The following is a 19,214-nucleotide window of genomic DNA, read 5'->3' on the forward strand; positions in this document are numbered from 1 at the left end:
TGACCCCGGCGGTTTGACCAGAAATGTCCTCCCTCACCTTTTCGCATACCGTGACCGAGCGCTTCCTGCGCTACGTCACCATCGACACCCAGTCCGATCCGGAATCCCCTCGCTCGCCCTCGACCGAGAAGCAGAAGGATCTCGGCCGCGTGCTCGCCGCCGAGCTCAAGGCCATGGGCGTCGCCGACGCGCATCTCGACGATTACGGCTACGTCTACGGAACGATCCCGGCCACCACGGACAAGAAGGTGCCGGTGATCTGCTTCTGCTCGCACATGGACACTTCGCCCGACGTCACCGGCAAGGACGTCAAGCCGCAAGTTCTGAAGAACTATCGCGGCGGTGACATCACCCTGCCAGGCGATGCCAGCCAGGTGATCCGCTTCACTGAGCACCCTGCGCTGAAGAACCAGATCGGCAACGACATCATCACCACCGACGGCACCACGCTGCTAGGCGCCGACAACAAGGCGGGCGTTGCCGAGATCATGGATGCCGCGCACTTCTTCATCAACAACCCCGATGTGAAGCACGGCACCATCAAGATCCTGTTCACGCCGGACGAGGAGATCGGCCGCGGCGTCGACAATGTCGATCTGAAGAAGCTCGGCGCCGATTTCGGTTACACCATGGACGGCGAAAGCGCCGGCTGCGTCGAGGACGAGACCTTCTCGGCCGACGGCGCCACCATCACCATCAACGGCGTCAGCGCCCATCCCGGCTACGCCAAGGGCAAGATGGAGCACGCGATCAAGATCGCGGCCGCCATCGTCGAACGGCTGCCGAAGGAAGGCTGCTCGCCGGAGACGACCTCGGGCAAGCAGGGCTTTTTGCATCCGATCGGCATCGAGGGCGCGCTGGAGCAGGCAAGACTCTCTTTCATCGTCCGCGACTTCACCGAGGAAGGACTGAAGGAGAAGGAGGTCCTGCTCGAGACCATCGTCAAGGACGTGATGAAAGACTATCCGCGCTCGACCTACACGTTCGAGGTGCGGGAGCAGTACCGCAACATGAAGCAGGTGATCGACCGTCACCCGCACGTGCTCGAATACGCCATCGAGGCGATCCGCCGCGCCGGCCTGCGCCCGATGCGCACCGCGATCCGCGGCGGCACCGACGGCTCGCGCCTGTCCTTCATGGGCCTGCCCTGCCCCAACATCTTTGCCGGCGAGCACGCGTTTCATTCGCGGCTCGAATGGGTCAGCCGGCAGGACATGGAAAAGGCCGTGCAGACCATCGTGCATCTGGCGATGATCTGGGAGGAGAAGGCCTGACGCCCCCCATGGTTATGCATGCCGAAATGGCCGGGCTTGCCGCTCGGCCATTGCTTTGGAGCTACGGCACCGGCATTGCGCGCGGATTGCGATGGAAGCGATTTGAGCTCGCCATCCAATTCGGCAATGGTTCTCCATCGCGGTGTCGTCCGCCGGCCACCGCCGCCGCCCACGCCACCGCGGCACCGATCAGGGTCGCGGCCGCGACCGAGAACGCCACGATGATCGAGTTGCGCCGCGCACGGTTGATGGCGGTCTTGGAGTCCGCGATCAGCGCATCGACCCGCCGTTCGGCGTCGGGAGCCTGCAGCCCCGTCAGACCAGCAACCTGCTGCACCAGATAGGCTCGGTCGTCGGTGCTGACTCCGCTATGGCTGGACGACGTCATCAGAATCCGTCCCGCCTCAGCGCGTGCCTCCCTCAGATCGATGTTTGGGGCGCGACGCGGCGCGCGGAACAGCTTGTCGAGCTCATAGCTGAGCAGCGGCTCGGCCGCGGACGTATTGCTTGCCGAGCTGCGCATTGGCGAACGGTCGATCGCGGCAGCGCCGAGCAGCGCGAGCAGAGCCGCGCCAGCCAGCACGGCCAGGGCCCAGGAGGTCAGCCCGTGCAGGCCGTCCCGTCGTTCGCCATCGTCTTCGATCGTCGCCAGCGCGGGCGCCGGTCGCGTCGTCCGGCCGGCGATGTAGCCACCGAACCCGAAGCTGATGATCGCCTGGATGATCAGGTACAGCCCGGACAGCAGCGCCAGCGCCGCCGAGGCATCGCGCCATGTCGGCGAGGCTGAACTGACACCCAGGCCGACCGCGACGCCAAAGCCGATCAGGATGAACGACATTGCACCGGCGGCGAGAGCGCCTGCGAACACCGAACTCCACTGGATGGTCCGGCGGTTGTCGGACGCCGCCCCGCCGCCCTCCATCATGTCTTCCCGTACGAGCGTTTCCATTGCCGTTCTCTCAGCGCAGGCCGAAGAACGACAGGATCGCCATGATCACGACGATCAGGCCGATCAGATAAATCAGTCCGTCCATAGTCCCATCCTCCTCAAACATTCCTGATCGCTAATCGGGACGAATGAGGAACGTTCCTAATTCGGCATCGAAGTGCGGAACGAACCGGCCCGATGCGCATTGTCTGCTCAAGTCCCAAGGATGAAGATTGTGAGCACGAAGGCCTCAGCCGGTCAGCCCCGGGCTGGGGCCTTCCTTTTGCGTTTCCTGTCCTATGTTAACGACGCCGGCTCTGCGATCATAAAGGATGCCACCGGGGCGGAACCTCCGGATCGGGGAGAGCCGCGTGGACCGCAGAACGGCGTGCCTTCATCAGGCAGATGCATTTCGGGAAAAGGCGATCGCCGATCCCGAACAGCACGACAGATGGATCGATGAAGCCATCAAATGGCTGGAGCGGGCGATGGAAGCCGGCCGTTGCGCAATCGTCCCGGCCGAGGACGGCGACACCGGCGATGTTCCAGAAGCGGCAGCCGACGCTCAACTGGGCCTGATCACACGCCAATGAGAAGCGCTGGCATATGCGGCCAGCACTGCGGCAATTCTTCAAGGGACGTAACAATGTTGCGGGTCGACACTGTTCCCGCCCCCATGCTAGGCCGGGCACAGACCGCAACCAGAGTGACGTCGTGCCCGCGAACCGCCAGCCCTCAGGAACTTGCCGCCGGCGCAATTGGCGCGGGCTCCTGTCTGTGCTGATCGCGGTCGTCTATCTGCTCGCGGGCGCGCTGCATGGCTCGCACGACATCGACGTCACCACGCCCGGCGGCGGCTCGGAGATCGCCGCGGTCCTTGATGGCCCCACGGGCCATAGTGACCACAAGGCGATCGGCGAACATCATTGCCATGGCTGCTTCTCGCTGACCGTGACACAGCCGGCGCCTGCGGCCGCATCGGTCGCGCTTGCAGCTGCATCGAGCCCGCAGCATGCGCCCCGGCTCGCCGGAATTACCCCCGATACCGATTCTCCGCCTCCCAAACATATTGCCTGAACGGATTGGTCGGGCGTCCGCGCCCATTAGGTTCATCCTTCACAGGTCGGTTTTATGTTTCGCAGGAGAATGGCCGCGCGCCTGGCGTGCGCGGTGGCGTGTCTGATTGCCGGATCGGCGATTGCGCCGTCGCACGCCCAGACTTTGACGATGCGAAGCGCGCTGTCGCGCGCGCTGGCCGCGAGCCCACGGCTGACGGCGGCGGAGCGCGACGTCGGCATCGCCACGGGCCAACGGATCCAGGCCGGCGCCCTGTTCAATCCGGAGCTGTCTTACGAGCAGGACGATTCATTCGGTTCCGGCAAGTACCGCGGGACGCGATCGGCCGAGACCACGCTCCAGATCAGCCAGGCCTTCGAGCTGTTCGGCAAGCGCGACGCGCGGATCGCCGCCGGCGCGGCCGGTATCGAGGTCGCCGCGATCCAGCGCAAGGCGGTCAGGCTGGAGGTGCTGTCGGAGACTGCGATCGCCTTCCTCAGCGTGCTCGGCGCGCAGCGGCGCATCCAGATCCTCGACGAGCAGATTGCCGCGATCGACCGCTTGACGCCGCTCTTGCGCCGCCGCGTCGAGGCCGGCGCCTCCTCGCCGGCCGAGACCGGCCGCGCCGAGGTCGCCTCCGCCCTGGTGAAGGCCGATCGCGAGCGCTTCAAGGCAACGCTGGCCAGCGCCCGGCGCGAGCTTGCGGTGCTGATGGGCGAGGCATCCGCGAAATTCGGCGAGGTCTCCGGCCGGCTCGACACCATGGGCAAGCCGCCGACGTTCCAGTCGGTGGTCGCCGCCATCGACGCCAATCCGCAGCTGGTGCGCTGGACCGCGGTCTTCGCCCAGCGCAATGCCGAGCTCTTGCTGGCACGGCTCAAGCCCTATCCGGACGTGCGGATCGCGGCCGGATGGCGTCACTATAACGAGACCAATGACGATGCGGTGCGGCTCTCCCTCTCGGTGCCGATCCCCGTGTTCGACCAGAACCAGGGCAACATCCTCTCGGCGCAGGAAAGCCTCGCCAAGACCAAGGCCGAGCGCGAGGCCAACCGCAACGCGCTGATCGTGATTGCCGGCCGCGCCTACGACTCGCTCCAGGGCTCGCTGCGCGAGCTCGCGGTGCTGCGCGAGACCGCGATCCCCAAGGCCGTCGAGGCGTCCGAGGCGATCTCGCAAGGCTACGGCCAGGGCCGCTTCACCCTGCTCGAGGTGCTCGACGCGCAGGCGAGCGTCACCCAGGCGCGGCTGCGCGAGCAGGAGGCGCTTCAGAATTTCCACGCAGGCGTTGCGACCATCGAAGGCCTCGTCGGCAATCCCTTCACGCTGGCGCGGGAGAGCGCACGATGAAGACGTCCTCCACCATTCTCGTCGCCATCGTTGCCGCCGCGCTCGGCGCTTACGGCTATTCCGTGCTCGCGCCGGCCAAGCCCGCGCATACCGAGCACACTGAGCATTCCGAAAAGAAGCCGAACGACCATGTCGAGCAGGATGAGCACGGCGCCGACCGCATCCGCATCTCCGACGTCAAGCTGGCAGCCGCGGGCGTCACGCTCGCCGAAGCCGCGAGCGCGACCCTGACCGACACGCTCGCCTTCAACGGCATTCTGCGCGCCAACCAGGAAGCCGTGGTGCAGGTGACGCCGCGCTTTCCGGGCCTCGCCAAATCGATCCAGAAGCGCATCGGCGACAAGGTCGGCAAGGACGATCTGCTCGCCGCGATCGAGAGCAACCAGAGCCTCACCGTCTACGAGCTGAAGGCGCCTATAGCCGGAACCATCATCGAGCGGCAGATCTCGCTCGGCGAATACGCCTCCGAGCAGAAGCCGGCCTTCGTCGTCGCCGACCTCTCCACCATCTGGGTCGACCTGTCGATCTACCGGCAGGACCTCCGGCGCGTCCACCTCAACGACGAGGTGCTGATCGATCCCGACGATGGCCGCGGCGAAATCAAGGGCACGATCTCCTACATGGCGCCGATCGGCTCCAGCGAGACCCAGACCGCGCTTGCACGCGTGGTGCTGCAAAATCCGGACGGCCGCTTGCGCCCCGGCCTGTTCGTCACGGCGCGGCTGATCCTCGCCGCACGCAACGTCGCGGTCGCCGTGCGCAGGAGCGCGATCCAGACGCTGGAGAACCGGACCATCGTGTTCGTTCGCGAGGACGGCGACAAGATCGAGGCACGCCCGGTCGAAACAGGCGATTCCGATCCGCGCCATGTCGAGATCAAGGCGGGTCTGTCGGCCGGCGAGCACTACGTTGCCGAGAACAGCTTCGTCGTGAAGGCGGAGATGGGCAAGGGTGAGGCCGAACATGATTGAGCGCCTGATCGCCGTCTCGCTGCATCAGCGCTGGCTGATCCTGCTGTTCGCGCTCGGCGCCATCGCTTTCGGGACCTGGAATTTCCAGCGCCTCCCGATCGACGCGGTGCCTGACATCACCAACGTCCAGGTCCAGATCAACACCCGCGCGCCCGGCTATTCGCCGCTCGAAACCGAGCAGCGCATCACCTTCCCGGTCGAGACCGCGATGGGCGGCCTGCCCAAGCTCGACTACACCCGCTCGCTGTCGCGCTACGGCCTCAGCCAGGTGACGGTCGTCTTCAAGGACGGCACCGACATCTTTTTCGCCCGCCAGCTCGTCGGCGAACGCATCCAGCAGGTCAAGGACCAGCTTCCCGCTGGCGTCGAGGTCGCGATGGGTCCGGTCTCGACCGGGCTCGGCGAGATCTTCATGTACACCGTCGAAGCCAAGACGGGCGCGAAGACGCAAGGCGGTCACGACTATTCGCTGACCGATTTGCGCACGGTGCAGGACTGGATCATCAAGCCGCAGCTTCGCAACGTGCCAGGAGTGATCGAGGTCAACACCATCGGCGGCTTCGAGCGGCAATTCCACGTGCTGCCGGACCCGGGCAAGCTGATGGCCTACCGGCTCGGCTTTCGCGACGTCATGACGGCGCTCGCCGCAAATAACGCCAATGTCGGCGCCGGCTATATCGAGCGCAACGGCGAGCAATATCTGGTTCGTTCGCCGGGCCAGGTCGGCAATATCAGCGAAATTCAGGACATCGTCATCGGCTCGCGCGGCGGCAATCCCGTCCGGATCAGGGACGTCGCGACCGTCACGGAAGGCCGCGATCTGCGCACGGGCGCCGCGACGCGCGATGGCGAGGAGACCGTGCTCGGCACCGCCATGCTGCTGATCGGCGAGAACAGCCGCACCGTGGCCCGCCGCGTCGCGGCCCGTCTGGGGGACATCGCCAAATCGCTGCCCGATGGCGTCGTGACGCGAACCGTCTACGACCGCACCGATCTGGTCGAAGCCACCATCCGCACGGTCAAGAACAACCTCCTCGAGGGCGCGGCGCTGGTGGTCGCCGTGCTGTTCCTGATCCTCGGTAACATCCGCGCCGCGCTCGTGGTAGCCTGCGTCATTCCACTGTCCATGGCGATGACGATCACCGGCATGGTCGAGACAAAGGTCAGCGCGAACCTGATGAGCCTCGGGGCGATCGACTTCGGCATCATCGTCGACGGTGCCGTGATCATCGTCGAGAATTGCCTGCGCATGCTGGCCGCGGCCCAACGCGAGAAAGGCGGCCTGCTCACGACCTCCGAGCGGCTGCGCGCGATCCTGCGCGGGTCGAGCGAGGTGATCAAGCCGAGCCTGTTCGGAACGCTGATCATCGCCGTGGTCTATCTGCCCGTGCTGACGCTGACGGGCGTCGAGGGCAAGATGTTCACGCCGATGGCGTTGACCGTGCTGATGGCGCTGGGCGCAGCCGTGCTGTTCTCGATCACCTTCGTGCCGGCGGCCGTAGCCATCTTCGTCACCGGCAAGGTGTCCGAGCACGAAAACCTGTTCATGCGGATCGCCAAGCGCGCCTATCTCCCCCTGCTACGCTTTGCCGTCGACAACCGGCTCGCGGTCGCCGTCATGGCTGCATTCATCGTGGTGGCAAGCGGCATCGCCGCTTCGCGGATGGGCGGCGAGTTCATTCCAAGCCTGGACGAAGGCGACGTGGCGCTGGCCTCGATCCGGATTCCCGGCACCAGTCTGACGCAATCGCTGGACCTGCAGAAGGCGCTGGAAAAGCGCATCACGCAGATTCCGGAGGTGAAGGAGTTCTTCACCCGCATCGGCACCGCCGAGATTGCCACCGACCCGATGTCACCGGCGCAGACCGACGGCTACATCATGCTGAAGCCGCGCAGCGAATGGCCCGACCCGGAGAAATCGAAATCGGAGGTGATCGAAGCCATCGACAAGGCCGCCGACGACATTCCCGGCAGCGCCTATGAGATCTCCCAGCCGATCCAGTTCCGCGTCAACGAGCTGATCTCGGGAGTGCGCAGCGACGTCGGCGTCAAGATCTTCGGCGACGACCTCGACATCCTGCAGGGCGCAGCCAAGCAGGTCGAGGCCGCGATCCGCGGCATCCGGGGCGCCAGCGACGTCAAGATCGAGCAGGTCGCAGGGCTTCCGATCCTCACCGTCCGTCTCGATCGCCAGGCGCTCGCCCGCTACGGCCTCAGCGTCGGTGAGGTGCAGGGCATCGTCGAGATCGCGGTCGGCGGCAAATCGGCCGGCAAGCTGTTCGAGGGCGATCGCCGCTTCGACATCGTGGTTCGCCTGCCGGAGCATTTGCGTGGCAATCTCGAGGCGATCCGGGCGATCCCGATCCCGCTGCCGCCCGGCGAGGACGCAGCAACCGGCACGGCCGTTCGCACCGCGCTGTCCGCCTCCCCGCTCACCCAGATGCGCTATGTGCCGCTGTCGTCGGTCGCAACCGTCGATGCGACGCCCGGCCCGAACCAGATCAGCCGCGAGAACGGCAAGCGGCGCATCGTCGTCACCGCCAATGTCCGCGCGCGCGACCTCGGCTCCTTCGTCACCGAAGCCGAGACGGCCGTCGCCGAGAAGGTCAAGCTACCTCCGGGCTACTGGATCGGCTGGGGCGGCCAATTCGAGCAATTGGTCTCCGCGACAAAACGACTGATGATCGTGGTGCCGGTGGCGCTTCTGCTGGTGTTCCTGCTGCTGTTCATGGGCATGGGATCGGCGGCGGACGCGGCGCTGGTGTTTTCCGGCGTGCCGCTGGCGCTGACCGGCGGCGTCGCCGCGCTCTTGCTGCGCGGCATTCCCCTGTCCATCAGCGCCGGTGTCGGCTTCATCGCGCTGTCGGGCGTCGCCGTCCTCAACGGCCTCGTCATCATCGCCTTCATCGAGCGGCTGCGCAGCGAGGGGCGACCCCTCGTGGAGGCCGTGCGCGAAGGCGCGCTGACGCGGCTGCGCCCGGTGCTGATGACGGCGCTGGTCGCCTCGCTCGGCTTCGTGCCGATGGCGCTTGCGACCGGTGCCGGCGCCGAGGTGCAGCGGCCGCTGGCGACCGTGGTGATCGGCGGCATCATCTCCTCGACCGTGCTGACATTGCTGGTGCTGCCCGCGCTCTACGTGCTGTTCCGCCGTGACGCCGCAAACGAAACGCCTACAATGGCGCCTGATTTGGCGACGTCCGGGGAGCGCTAGAATTGGGCAGCCACGACCATCACGGTCATCACCACCATGATCATGGCGACCATGGTCATGGTCACGACCATGTCCATGCCCCCGCCAATTTCGGCAAGGCGTTCGCGCTCGGTATCACGCTTAACACCGCCCTGGTCGTGGCCGAGGCGGTCTACGGCTATCTCGGCAACTCCACCGCCCTGCTCGCGGACGCCGGCCATAATCTGTCCGACGTCCTCGGTCTGGTCGTGGCCTGGGGCGCCTCGATCGCGGCACGGCGCGCGCCGAGCGGCCGCTTCACCTACGGCTTTCGGGCCTCCACCATCCTGGCGGCGCTGGCCAACGCGGTGTTCCTGCTGGTCGCGAGCGGCGCAATCGGCTGGGAGGCGATCCTGCGCCTGCGCGAGCCGCAGCCGGTCGCGGGCGTGACCGTGATGGTGGTCGCCGGCATCGGCATCCTCATCAACGGTTTCACCGCCCTGCTGTTCGCAAGCGGACGCAAGGACGACATCAACATCGAAGGCGCCTATCTGCACATGGCCGCCGACGCTGCGGTCTCGCTCGGCGTCGTCGTCTCGGCCGCGCTGATCATCTGGACCGGCTGGCTCTGGCTCGACCCCGTCACCAGCCTCGTCATCTGCGCCACCATCCTGTGGAGCACGACCAGCCTCTTGCGCGGCTCCATCGACATGTCGATGGCGGCCGCGCCCAAAGGCACCGACCTCGCCGCGATCAGAGCCTTCCTGCTCGCGCGTCCCGGCGTGTCGGCGATCCATGATCTCCACGTCTGGCCGATCTCGACCACCGAGACGGCACTGACCTGCCACCTCGTCATGCCCACTGGCGCCGGCGATGCCTTCCTGATGGAGACGGCGCAGCTCCTGAAGGCGACCCATCGCATCGGCCACACCACGCTTCAGATCGAGACCCATCCGGACAATGGCTGCGCGCTGGCGCCGGATGATGTGGTGTGAGAGGGGTGCGTAGCCGCTCCAGTCTCCGCTGTCGTCCTGGACAAACGAAGCGCAATCCGGGATCCATAACCACAGTGCGTGGTTTGGCGAAGACTCGGAGTGACCAGCTTCGCGCCAAAGTTCTCCCTGTGGTTATGGGTCCCTGCGCGCGCGGGAACGACACGGAGTGTGGGGCAGTACGGCACACTACGTCGCGAGGCAGCGAATCCTACCCCGCCTTCGCGGTCACGATCCAGATCGCGCCCTGCAACGCGACGCTCTGCCCCTTCAGGAACGGCGCCAGCATCTCACGGATCGAGGCTTTTGCAGCCGCGTACGTCTCCGGCGGATGTCCCTGCAGTGCGCGGCTGGCGGGGCCGATCTGCAAGGCGCCATCAACCGCGGCATCGAGGCCGCCGCCGATCGCCACATCCATCGCCAGATTGCGCGGCTCCATCGCCATGTCGACGAAACCCGCTCCTTTCAGGATGCGCATCACGCGCTCTTCCGAGGCGAAAGCGAACGGGCCCGGCTCCTCCGGCCCGACCGGCGGCATCTTCGGCACGTGTTTGTAGACCGCCATCAGCGGCGCCATCATCCACGGATTTTCCTTCGGCTCGCGCCAGCATACGAAGGCGAGCCGCCCGGTCGGCTTCAGCGCGCGCCGCAGATTGGTGAAGGAGGCAATGGGATCGGCAAAGAACATCACGCCGAAGCGCGAGGCCAAGAGATCGAAGCTCGCCGGCTCGAACGGATGCACGGTGGCGTCGGCCAGCACGAAATCGAGCGGCAGGCCCTTTGGCGCAAACGCGCGCGCCTGTGACAGCATCGGCTCGGACACGTCGAGGCCGAGCGCGAACCCATCGGGCGCCACCGCCTTGGCGAACGCGAACGTCGTCGCGCCGGAGCCGCAGCCGACATCGAGAACGCGCTCACCGGGCCTTGGCTTGGCGCGGTCGATCAGCGCCTCGGCAATCGGTCCGAGCAGGCTCTCCTGGGCCGTGTGGCGATCGGCCCAGCGCTGGCCGCTCGGGCCGTTCCAATAGGCGATCTGGTCAGCGTTTTGCTCGTGTCCGCTTGGCTGCTGCATGGTGTTCCCGGTCATTCCCATTCGCGATGCCCACCCGTCGCGGTTTTGCAACCGCACAGGGGCGATACCACGTCGGGATGGCGGGCGCACCCTTCAAGGAGTTAAGGCTGGTCGCGCTCCGGGGCCCGGAACTACGAGATTACGCTGGTCGAACGGTCCTGGCTGATGCGTCGCGCTTGCCGCAGACAAGCCCGGCAGACATGTCGGTAGATGAGATCGAGCAGAGCACACATTGGCCAACCCTCCGTTGTGACTTGCGGGCGGACATTGGCCGATGCCGGAAGGGGCGCCTGTGATGTTCGTCACATTAGGCGCCTTTGCCTCCAGGGCACACTGCGACTACTCTGATCACATTGCGATTTGGGGCTGCAATGGGCGCGATTCGGATTTTTCTATTTTTTCTGACGATATTCTGCCTGGGCTGCGGATCAGCGCACGCTGAAAAGCGCGTCGCCTTGGTGATGGGCAATTCCGCCTACAAGAGCGCGCCTCGGCTGACCAACCCGGTGAACGACGCCTCGGCGGTCGGCGGCATGTTGAAGAAGGCCGGGTTCGACCTCGTCGACATCAAGCTCGATCTCAATGCCGCCGAGATGCGGCGGGCGCTGCGCGACTTCGGTGGCAAAGCGCGTGAGGCCGACGTCGCCGTCGTCTATTATGCCGGCCACGGCATCGAGCTTGACGGCACCAACTATCTGATCCCCACCGACGCAACGCTCGAGACCGACAGCGACGTCCTCGACGAGACGCTGCCGCTGGACCGCGCTTTGTTCGCGGTCGAGCCGGCCAAGCAGCTCCGCCTCGTCATCCTCGATGCCTGCCGCGACAATCCCTTTGCCAAGACCATGAAACGCACGATCGCCGCGCGCGCCATCGGCCGCGGTCTCGCTAAGGTCGAGCCGACCAGCCCGAACACCATGGTCGCCTTCGCGGCGAAGGCGGGCTCGACGGCCTCAGACGGCAACTCCAAAAACAGCCCGTTTGCCGCAGCGCTGGTCGAACGGCTGCCGACGCCGGGGCTCGACCTGCGCAAGGCCTTCGGTTTCGTTCGCGACGATATCCTCAAGAACACCGGCTACAAGCAGGAGCCTTATGTCTATGGCTCGCTGGGCGGCGACGACGTGCCGCTGGTTGCGACGAAACCGGTCGTCGCCGGCCCCCAGGCCAACCCCGACAGTGAGATCCGGCGCGACTACGAACTGGCGCTTCAGCTTGGGACGCGCGACGGATGGACCGCCTTCCTCAACCGCTTTCCGAGCGGCTTCTATACCGATCTCGCCAAAGGCCAGTTGAACAAGATCGCCGCCGAGGAAACCCGCGCGACCACGGCGGACAAGGCCCGGCAGGCGGAAGAGGAGAAGGCCCGGCTCGCAGCCGAGCGCGCCACCAAGACCGAGCAGGAGAAGGCGGCGGCCGCGGCCAAGGCGGCCGAGGACAAGCGTCTCGCCGCCGAGAAGGCCAAGCAGGTCGAGGAAGCCAAGGCGGCCGCAGCCGAGCAACGCCGGAAAGAAGCCGAGGCGGCAGTCGCGAAGGCAATGGCCGAGAAGCAGGCTGCCGAGAAGGCGCTGGCCGAGAAACTCGCGAGCGACAAGGCCGCAGCTGAGCTCGCCGCCAAGCAGGCCGCCGAGAAACAGGCCTCCGCCAACACGGAGCAGAAAGTGGCAGCGGTTGCGCCCTCTTCGACTCTGCCGGCGATGTCGCCGCAGGAAACGACAAAGCTGGTGCAGTCGGAGCTCCGCCGTGTCGGCTGTCTGACAGCTTCCGCAGACGGCGATTGGAATGCCTCGTCACAACGTTCGCTGGCGCTGTTCAACAAATATGCCGGCACCAAATTCGATGCCAAGCTCGCGAGCTTCGATGCGCTGGACGCGATCAAGGCCAAGCCCGGCCGCGTCTGCCCGCTGATCTGCGATCGCGGCTTCAAGGCAGACGGCGACACATGCACCAAGATCGCCTGCCGCGCCGGCTACCGCGTCAATGACGACAATGAATGCGAGAAGGTGCAGGACAAGAAACCGGTTGCGACGCGCGAGGACGCCAAGAAGCGGGATACTGAGCGCAAGCAAACGGAAGCCAAACCATCCAAGCCTCAGGCAAGCGGGCAGCTTATATGCGGCAACGGAGGCTGTCGTCCGGTCAAATCGGGATGCCGGGTCGAGAGTGGGAGCTCGTCGGGTGCGGGATCGGTCGGATACAGGGAAGTGTGTCCCTAACTCTTCGGCAGCTTCAGGAGTTTAGCCGGGTCGAATTTTGGTGCCGGCCCGTCCGGCCCCAGAGTTGGCTGTTCTTCACTTTCCTGGTGCCAGCATTCCGCTCCCTCTCTAATCGTTGCCGATCTCGCTCAAGGCCGCCCCCCGCGTGCATTTCATTGGGCCACCGCCTGTTGCGGAGGTGGATATGCCTGCGGTGCACGTCGCTCCCGGTCGCATCGTGCCTGTCGAAGTGAACGCCGCGGGCGCAGCGCGGCGAAGGCGAGTCTTGCAAACTGGAACACCTGTCCTCGTCGAGTGGTTTGATTGCTGTTCGACCTTTTGGCGTCGACGTTGAAGTGTTGCCTCGCTTTCGAGCAAAGGCGGGTGGGCGGTCACGGATTCGAACCGCGGACCCTCTCGGTGTAAACGAGATGCTACCCCCTTGCCGTAGACATCACCGAAGCCTGCGCAGCCGGTCTCATCCGCGCGCATTACGGCCGCATTGGTTTCACCGAACGGCCACATCGGAATCAGATGCCAACCAGATTTCGTCGATAGCTTTCGCCGTTCCTCAAACTGGAAAAGGCATGCCCATGCGCAGATTCACCGCGTCCGTCATCGTTGCGGCTCTCTCCCTCGGAACACCGGCTCTCGTGCAGGCACAGGGCGCATCGTCGCAACCCGGCGCGGAACAGCCGTCCACTCAGTCCAGCACGGAGATCCGCAGCATCCAGGTTGTCGACGTCAAGGAATTGCAGCCGGCCGTCCGCGCGAAGGTCGATGAACTCGTGGCGCACACAAGCGACAAGGACATCCAGTCGCTCCGGCAGTCCATCGACGCCACACCACAGGCGGCCTCCGTGCTCAAGGCCAAGGGCTTGAGCTCGTCGCAAGTCGTCGCGATCAATATCGCCGACGGTGTCCTGACGATGTTCACCAAGACAGCCTGACAATCAGGCGGGGTTCCAGGCCGAGGCGTTGCGCAGCGGCGGCGAGCACGATCGCCGCCTCCTCGGGCGCGCTCGGCCCTTGCTCCGACACCCGCCGAGGCGCTAAAGAGGCGCCGTGGGGCGGTTAGCTCAGCTGGTTAGAGCATCTCGTTTACACCGAGAGGGTCCGCGGTTCGAATCCGTGACCGCCCACCAGCCTTCGCTCGCTTCGCGAGCTACGGCTCGGCAGGCCGGCATTCGTGCTCGTGGCGCGAAGCGAGCGAAGGCTGCCGCGCTGAAGCCCAACGGGCGAAGGCGGGCCTGTCGCAAGCCAACCTCAATCCTGCGGCCTCCCTGGCAGCAGCGGCACCGCGTCGATCCACACCGCCGCAGACTGGCACCAGATCTGCCGGACGGGGCGCAATTTGTCGCGCTGGCGGATAGAGCCCCAGCGGATGCCCCAATCATCAGCCTGGTCGCCCTCGCCGCTGGTGAACAGCGGGGAACCGCAATCGGCGCAGAAGTGCTGGAAGCGCATCCGGCCGTTGTCGCCGCGCTTGCCGTAGATCTTGGGTGTGCCGCCGGTCAGGCGGACATCAGCGCCGGCACAGACGGCGGTCACCCGGAACGGCGAGCCGGTCAGCGTCTGGCAATCGGTGCAGTGACAGACCGAGACGGCCTCCGGATCGACCTCGGCCTCGAAGGTGATCGTCCCGCAATGGCATTGCCCGTCGACCTGCATCGGCCTCCTCCCCCTGCCCCCAAAACAAAAACGGCGCCCGAAGGCGCCGTTCTATCATCTTTTCGCTGAGCCTCAGTGAGCGGTCAGGCCGCCGGCGGCTTCGTCGCCGTCCGGCTTCACCGTCACCTTGGTGTCCTCTTCCCAGACGATCGGCACCGGCTTCTTCACCAGCGCCTTGGCGACGACGTCGTCGAGGCGCGAGACCGGGATGATCTCCATGCCGCCCTTGATCGCATCGGAAATCTCCGTGAGATCCTTGGCGTTGTCCTCGGGGATCAGCACCGTCTTGATGCCGCCGCGGGCCGCAGCCAGCAGCTTCTCCTTGAGGCCGCCGATCGGCAGCACCCGGCCGCGCAGCGTGATCTCGCCGGTCATCGCGACATCGTGGCGGACCGGGATGCCGGTCATGACCGAGATGATCGCGGTGGCCATGGCGACGCCCGCGGACGGACCGTCCTTCGGCGTCGCGCCCTCCGGCACGTGCACGTGGATGTCGCGGCGATCGAACATCGGCGGCTCGATGCCGTAGTTGATCGCGCGCGAGCGGACGTAGGACGCCGCCGCCGAGATCGACTCCTTCATCACGTCACGCAGATTGCCCGTGACCGTCATCTTGCCCTTGCCGGGCATCATGACGCCTTCGATGGTCAGCAACTCGCCGCCGACATCGGTCCAGGCAAGGCCGGTGACGATGCCGACCTGCGGCTCGCTCTCGATCTCGCCGAAGCGGTACTTCGGCACGCCGAGCAACTCTTCCAGAGTCTTCTCGGTGACCTTGACCGACTTCTTCTTGGAGATCATCAGCTCCTTCACCGCCTTGCGGGCGAGTGTGGAGAGCTCACGCTCCAGGTTACGCACGCCCGCCTCGCGGGTGTAGCGGCGGATCAGAAGCAGCAGCGCGTCGTCGTCGATCGAGAACTCCTTGGAGTCCAGGCCGTGCTTGGACACGGCGTTCGGGATCAGATGCTTGCGCGCGATCTCGACCTTCTCGTTTTCGGTGTAGCCGGCGATCCGGATGATCTCCATGCGGTCCATCAGCGGGCCCGGAATATTGAGCGTATTCGCGGTCGTGATGAACATCACGTTGGACAGATCGTAGTCGACCTCGAGATAGTGGTCGTTGAAGGTCCCGTTCTGCTCGGGGTCGAGGACCTCGAGCAGAGCCGAGGACGGATCGCCGCGGAAATCGGCGCCCATCTTGTCGATCTCGTCCAGCAGGAACAGCGGATTGGACGACTTCGCCTTGCGCATCGACTGGATGATCTTGCCGGGCATCGAGCCGATATAGGTGCGGCGGTGACCGCGGATCTCGGCCTCGTCACGCACGCCGCCAAGCGAGACGCGCACGAACTCACGCCCCGTCGCCTTCGCGATCGACTTGCCGAGCGAGGTCTTGCCGACGCCGGGAGGACCGACGAGGCACAGGATCGGGCCCGTGAGCTTGTTGGCGCGCGACTGCACCGCCAGGTACTCGACGATACGTTCCTTGACCTTCTCCAGCCCGTAGTGATCGGAGTCCAGTATGGCTTGCGCCGCTTCCAGATCCTTCTTCACCTTGGACTTCTTGTTCCACGGGATCGACAGCAGCCAATCCAGATAGTTGCGCACGACGGTCGCTTCCGCGGACATCGGCGACATCTGGCGCAGCTTCTTCAATTCATGCTGCGCCTTCTCGCGCGCTTCCTTGGAGAGCTTGGTCTTGGCGATCTTCTCTTCGAGATCGGCGAGCTCGTCGCGACCGTCGTCGTCGCCGAGTTCCTTCTGGATCGCCTTCATCTGCTCGTTGAGATAATACTCGCGCTGGGTCTTCTCCATCTGGCGCTTGACGCGTGAGCGGATGCGCTTCTCGACCTGCAGCACCGAGATCTCGCTCTCCATCAGGCCCAGCACCTTCTCCAGGCGCGTGGTGACGGACAGAGTCTCCAGGATACCCTGGCGATCGGCGATCTTGACCGCGAGATGCGAGGCAACGGTGTCGGCGAGCTTGGCGAAATCGGTGATCGCCTGCACGACGCCGACGACCTCGGCCGAGATCTTCTTGTTGAGCTTCACATAGCTCTCGAAGTCGGACACGACCGAGCGCGCCAGCGCTTCCGCCTCGACCGACTTCGCATCGGTATCGGCCAGCGCAATGGCGGTCGCTTCGTAATAGTCGGCGCGATCGGTGTATTTCTGCACGCGCGCACGCTCGAGCCCTTCGACCAGCACCTTCACGGTGCCGTCGGGAAGCTTCAAGAGCTGCAGCACGCTGGCAAGCGTACCGGTCTCGTAAATGGCGTCGGGCGCCGGATCATCGTCGGACGCGTTCTTCTGCGTCGCGAGCATGATCAGCGCGTCGTTCTTCATCACCTCTTCGAGCGCGCGGATCGACTTCTCGCGACCGACGAAGAGCGGAACGATCATGTGCGGGAAGACGACGATGTCGCGCAGCGGCAGCACGGGATAGGCGTGCGTTTCGCCATGAACGATGGTTGGCCTGGGTTTTGGATTAGTCATGGCCTTTTCCTTTTGCTTTGCCCCCTTGCACGCAGCCCGCCATGCTCATGCGCAACCGCCACAAGGTGCCGAGGTGATCCGCAAAACCGATCGGTCCGTTTATCGCGTTGGACCGGCTCGCCGGATCGGAACTGAGGCGAATCTGGAAGAGAATTTTCGCTCGCCGCCGACATTAGGTGGCTATCGACCCGGGGGGTGTCAAGTCATTGAAAAACGCGCGCCATCAGGCGCTTACGCAACGCGGTAAGCGACGCAACACCGGCTGCGGAGATACATTTCCGCAGCCCAGTTTGAGGATACAATTGGAGCGTTCCAGCGCCGAAAGATCAGGCGCTGGCGTTCTCGACGGCGCGATCGGACCGATCGGCGTAGATGTAGAGCGGACGCGCCGTTCCTTCCACGACTTCGCGCGAAATCACGACCTCTTCCACACCTTCCAGGCCCGGCAGATCGAACATGGTCTCGAGCAGGATCGCCTCGAGGATCGAACGAAGGCCCCGCGCACCGGTCTTGCGCTCGATCGCCTTGCGGGCAACCGCGCCAAGCGCCTCGTCGGCGAAGGTCAGCTCGATGTTCTCCATCTCGAACAGCCGCTGGTACTGTTTCACCAGCGCGTTCTTCGGCTCGGTGAGGATCTTCTTCAGCGAGGTCTCATCGAGGTCCTCGAGCGTCGCCACGACCGGCAGACGCCCGACGAACTCGGGGATGAGGCCGTACTTCAGGAGATCCTCAGGCTCGACGTGGCGGAAGATCTCGCCAGTCCGGCGGTCTTCCGGCGCCATTACCTGGGCTGCGAAGCCGATCGAGGTCGACCGTCCGCGCGCCGAGATGATCTTCTCGAGGCCGGCGAAGGCACCGCCGCAGATGAACAGGATGTTGGTGGTATCCACCTGCAGGAATTCCTGCTGCGGATGCTTGCGGCCGCCCTGCGGCGGGACCGAAGCCACCGTACCTTCCATGATCTTGAGCAGCGCCTGCTGCACGCCCTCACCCGACACGTCGCGCGTGATCGAGGGGTTGTCGGACTTGCGGCTGATCTTGTCGATTTCGTCGATGTAGACGATGCCGCGCTGGGCGCGCTCGACGTTGTAGTCGGCGGCCTGGAGCAGCTTCAGGATGATGTTCTCGACGTCCTCGCCGACATAGCCGGCCTCGGTCAGCGTCGTCGCATCGGCCATGGTGAACGGCACGTCCAGGATGCGGGCGAGCGTCTGCGCGAGCAGCGTCTTGCCCGAGCCGGTCGGACCGATCAGCAGGATGTTCGACTTCGCGAGCTCGACGTCGTTGTGCTTGGTCTGGTGGTTGAGGCGCTTGTAGTGGTTGTGCACCGCGACCGACAGGACCTTCTTCGCATGGCTCTGGCCGATCACGTAGTCGTCCAGGACCTTGCAGATTTCCTTCGGCGTCGGAATGCCGTCGCGCGACTTGACCAGCGAGGATTTGTTTTCCTCGCGGATGATGTCCATGCAGAGCTCGACGCACTCGTCGCAGATGAAGACCGTGGGACCCGCGATCAGTTTGCGGACTTCGTGCTGGCTCTTGCCGCAGAACGAGCAATATAGCGTGTTCTTGGAGTCGCTCGTGCCGACCTTACTCATTCATGTCTCCGTCCGCGGTTCGATCCCGTTCCGCTCGATCGCTCCATTCCGACACGATGGTCGGCATGAAGCTTAAGTAGAGCAAATTCCGTACCAAAAAAGACCCTACGCGTTACATCCCGTGCGAATCACGGTCACTCGATTCTCCGCGATCATAGCCGATCAATCGTAGCCAACCATGCTGTCACCCGACTATCAAGAATTCGCTAATCGGGGGTCGCCGGCTACCCGTGACAATACCGTGATTTCCGGTCTTGGCACGGGCGAAGTGATCGAAATCACCCCGGCGTTGCTGGATTACCACGAAAAACAAGCACGAAAGCGGAACTTTCTGCTTGTCGCAGGGCGCAAATACCGTTTTGCGACGCGCGCACGCGTCCATAGCGTGAACGCCAACTGACGGTATGAGGCGATCCCAAGGAGTTGCCCAAGGGCCTGACAAGGG

At 64.9% G+C, this 19,214-nt stretch carries 15 protein-coding genes and 2 tRNA genes; 11 read left to right on the forward strand and 6 right to left on the reverse strand.

Features of this window, described 5'->3' with window-relative positions:
• The first annotated feature begins 23 nt into the window (after positions 1-23).
• Complete coding sequence (pepT, locus tag GGD61_RS29655) at positions 24-1,274, forward strand: peptidase T (protein ID WP_092257337.1); 1,251 nt, start codon at positions 24-26, stop codon at positions 1,272-1,274.
• A gap of 61 nt (positions 1,275-1,335) precedes the next feature.
• Here the strand turns inward: pepT and GGD61_RS29660 are convergent, their stop codons facing one another.
• Positions 1,336-2,223, reverse strand: a complete 888-nt coding sequence (locus tag GGD61_RS29660; RefSeq protein ID WP_018320131.1) for a hypothetical protein — start codon at positions 2,221-2,223, stop codon at positions 1,336-1,338.
• Between the two features lie 350 nt (positions 2,224-2,573).
• Between GGD61_RS29660 and GGD61_RS29665 the strand changes: the two genes are divergently transcribed.
• From GGD61_RS29665 to GGD61_RS29690, 6 genes are all read left to right on the forward strand, one after another.
• Positions 2,574-2,795 carry a hypothetical protein gene (locus tag GGD61_RS29665; protein ID WP_018320129.1) on the forward strand — a complete coding sequence of 74 codons (222 nt, stop codon included), beginning with the start codon at positions 2,574-2,576 and terminating at the stop codon, positions 2,793-2,795.
• Positions 2,796-2,916: 121 nt separating this feature from the next.
• Positions 2,917-3,279, forward strand: coding sequence for a hypothetical protein (locus tag GGD61_RS29670; protein WP_183231719.1), 363 nt, complete (start codon positions 2,917-2,919; stop codon positions 3,277-3,279).
• A 54-nt stretch (positions 3,280-3,333) separates the two neighbouring features.
• Positions 3,334-4,608: a divalent metal ion exporter subunit IhpA gene (ihpA, locus tag GGD61_RS29675; protein WP_092257350.1), complete on the forward strand. Its 1,275-nt coding sequence runs from the start codon at positions 3,334-3,336 to the stop codon at positions 4,606-4,608.
• Entirely contained in the window at positions 4,605-5,579 is a 975-nt protein-coding gene (ihpB, locus tag GGD61_RS29680; protein WP_183231720.1) for a divalent metal ion exporter adaptor subunit IhpB, read from the forward strand. The genes ihpA and ihpB overlap by 4 nt, the downstream gene beginning before the upstream one ends.
• Positions 5,572-8,790 carry an efflux RND transporter permease subunit gene (locus GGD61_RS29685; protein WP_183231721.1) on the forward strand — a complete coding sequence of 1,073 codons (3,219 nt, stop codon included), beginning with the start codon at positions 5,572-5,574 and terminating at the stop codon, positions 8,788-8,790. Before ihpB ends, GGD61_RS29685 begins: the two co-directional genes overlap by 8 nt.
• Before the next feature lie 2 nt (positions 8,791-8,792).
• The gene (locus tag GGD61_RS29690; RefSeq protein ID WP_183231722.1) at positions 8,793-9,743 is read left to right on the forward strand and encodes a cation diffusion facilitator family transporter; all 951 of its coding nucleotides are present in this window, start codon (positions 8,793-8,795) and stop codon (positions 9,741-9,743) included.
• Between the two features lie 208 nt (positions 9,744-9,951).
• On the opposite strand, the gene GGD61_RS29695 is transcribed toward GGD61_RS29690, so the two are convergent.
• Positions 9,952-10,812: a class I SAM-dependent methyltransferase gene (locus GGD61_RS29695; RefSeq protein WP_092257771.1), complete on the reverse strand. Its 861-nt coding sequence runs from the start codon at positions 10,810-10,812 to the stop codon at positions 9,952-9,954.
• 371 nt (positions 10,813-11,183) lie between these two features.
• Here GGD61_RS29695 and GGD61_RS29700 point away from each other — a divergent pair, with 371 nt between their 5' ends.
• Positions 11,184-13,025 carry a caspase family protein gene (locus GGD61_RS29700; protein ID WP_183231723.1) on the forward strand — a complete coding sequence of 614 codons (1,842 nt, stop codon included), beginning with the start codon at positions 11,184-11,186 and terminating at the stop codon, positions 13,023-13,025.
• A gap of 364 nt (positions 13,026-13,389) precedes the next feature.
• Here GGD61_RS29700 and GGD61_RS29705 read toward each other — a convergent pair.
• Positions 13,390-13,469, reverse strand: a tRNA-Val gene (locus GGD61_RS29705).
• Positions 13,470-13,591: 122 nt separating this feature from the next.
• Between GGD61_RS29705 and GGD61_RS29710 the strand changes: the two genes are divergently transcribed.
• Both GGD61_RS29710 and GGD61_RS29715 read left to right on the forward strand, forming a co-directional pair.
• Positions 13,592-13,954 carry a hypothetical protein gene (locus tag GGD61_RS29710; RefSeq protein ID WP_092257364.1) on the forward strand — a complete coding sequence of 121 codons (363 nt, stop codon included), beginning with the start codon at positions 13,592-13,594 and terminating at the stop codon, positions 13,952-13,954.
• 118 nt (positions 13,955-14,072) lie between these two features.
• Positions 14,073-14,149: transfer RNA gene (locus tag GGD61_RS29715), tRNA-Val, on the forward strand.
• 121 nt (positions 14,150-14,270) lie between these two features.
• On the opposite strand, the gene GGD61_RS29720 is transcribed toward GGD61_RS29715, so the two are convergent.
• The 3 genes from GGD61_RS29720 to clpX form a co-directional block, all read right to left on the reverse strand.
• Positions 14,271-14,675, reverse strand: a complete 405-nt coding sequence (locus GGD61_RS29720; protein ID WP_092257367.1) for a GFA family protein — start codon at positions 14,673-14,675, stop codon at positions 14,271-14,273.
• Between the two features lie 72 nt (positions 14,676-14,747).
• Positions 14,748-17,171, reverse strand: coding sequence for an endopeptidase La (lon, locus tag GGD61_RS29725; RefSeq protein WP_018320119.1), 2,424 nt, complete (start codon positions 17,169-17,171; stop codon positions 14,748-14,750).
• A 326-nt stretch (positions 17,172-17,497) separates the two neighbouring features.
• On the reverse strand, positions 17,498-18,769 hold the full coding sequence (gene clpX, locus GGD61_RS29730) for an ATP-dependent Clp protease ATP-binding subunit ClpX (protein ID WP_018320118.1): 1,272 nt from the start codon (positions 18,767-18,769) through the stop codon (positions 17,498-17,500).
• Positions 18,770-18,947: 178 nt separating this feature from the next.
• Between clpX and GGD61_RS29735 the strand changes: the two genes are divergently transcribed.
• Positions 18,948-19,169 carry a hypothetical protein gene (locus tag GGD61_RS29735; RefSeq protein WP_143109056.1) on the forward strand — a complete coding sequence of 74 codons (222 nt, stop codon included), beginning with the start codon at positions 18,948-18,950 and terminating at the stop codon, positions 19,167-19,169.
• Positions 19,170-19,214: the final 45 nt, after the last annotated feature.

Source organism: Bradyrhizobium sp. SBR1B (genome assembly GCF_014198205.1).
Lineage (GTDB): Bacteria > Pseudomonadota > Alphaproteobacteria > Rhizobiales > Xanthobacteraceae > Bradyrhizobium.

What these genes read in the sequence shown, in the direction of transcription:
- GGD61_RS29735 (WP_143109056.1), top strand. Translation starts at nt 18,948, where the DNA reads ATGCTGTCACCCGACTATCAAGAATTCGCTAATCGGGGGTCGCCGGCT.
- GGD61_RS29720 (WP_092257367.1), bottom strand. Translation starts at nt 14,675, where the DNA reads ATGCAGGTCGACGGGCAATGCCATTGCGGGACGATCACCTTCGAGGCC.
- pepT (WP_092257337.1), top strand. Translation starts at nt 24, where the DNA reads ATGTCCTCCCTCACCTTTTCGCATACCGTGACCGAGCGCTTCCTGCGC.
- GGD61_RS29685 (WP_183231721.1), top strand. Translation starts at nt 5,572, where the DNA reads ATGATTGAGCGCCTGATCGCCGTCTCGCTGCATCAGCGCTGGCTGATC.
- GGD61_RS29700 (WP_183231723.1), top strand. Translation starts at nt 11,184, where the DNA reads ATGGGCGCGATTCGGATTTTTCTATTTTTTCTGACGATATTCTGCCTG.
- clpX (WP_018320118.1), bottom strand. Translation starts at nt 18,769, where the DNA reads ATGAGTAAGGTCGGCACGAGCGACTCCAAGAACACGCTATATTGCTCG.
- ihpB (WP_183231720.1), top strand. Translation starts at nt 4,605, where the DNA reads ATGAAGACGTCCTCCACCATTCTCGTCGCCATCGTTGCCGCCGCGCTC.
- lon (WP_018320119.1), bottom strand. Translation starts at nt 17,171, where the DNA reads ATGACTAATCCAAAACCCAGGCCAACCATCGTTCATGGCGAAACGCAC.
- GGD61_RS29660 (WP_018320131.1), bottom strand. Translation starts at nt 2,223, where the DNA reads ATGGAAACGCTCGTACGGGAAGACATGATGGAGGGCGGCGGGGCGGCG.
- GGD61_RS29710 (WP_092257364.1), top strand. Translation starts at nt 13,592, where the DNA reads ATGCCCATGCGCAGATTCACCGCGTCCGTCATCGTTGCGGCTCTCTCC.
- GGD61_RS29695 (WP_092257771.1), bottom strand. Translation starts at nt 10,812, where the DNA reads ATGCAGCAGCCAAGCGGACACGAGCAAAACGCTGACCAGATCGCCTAT.
- ihpA (WP_092257350.1), top strand. Translation starts at nt 3,334, where the DNA reads ATGTTTCGCAGGAGAATGGCCGCGCGCCTGGCGTGCGCGGTGGCGTGT.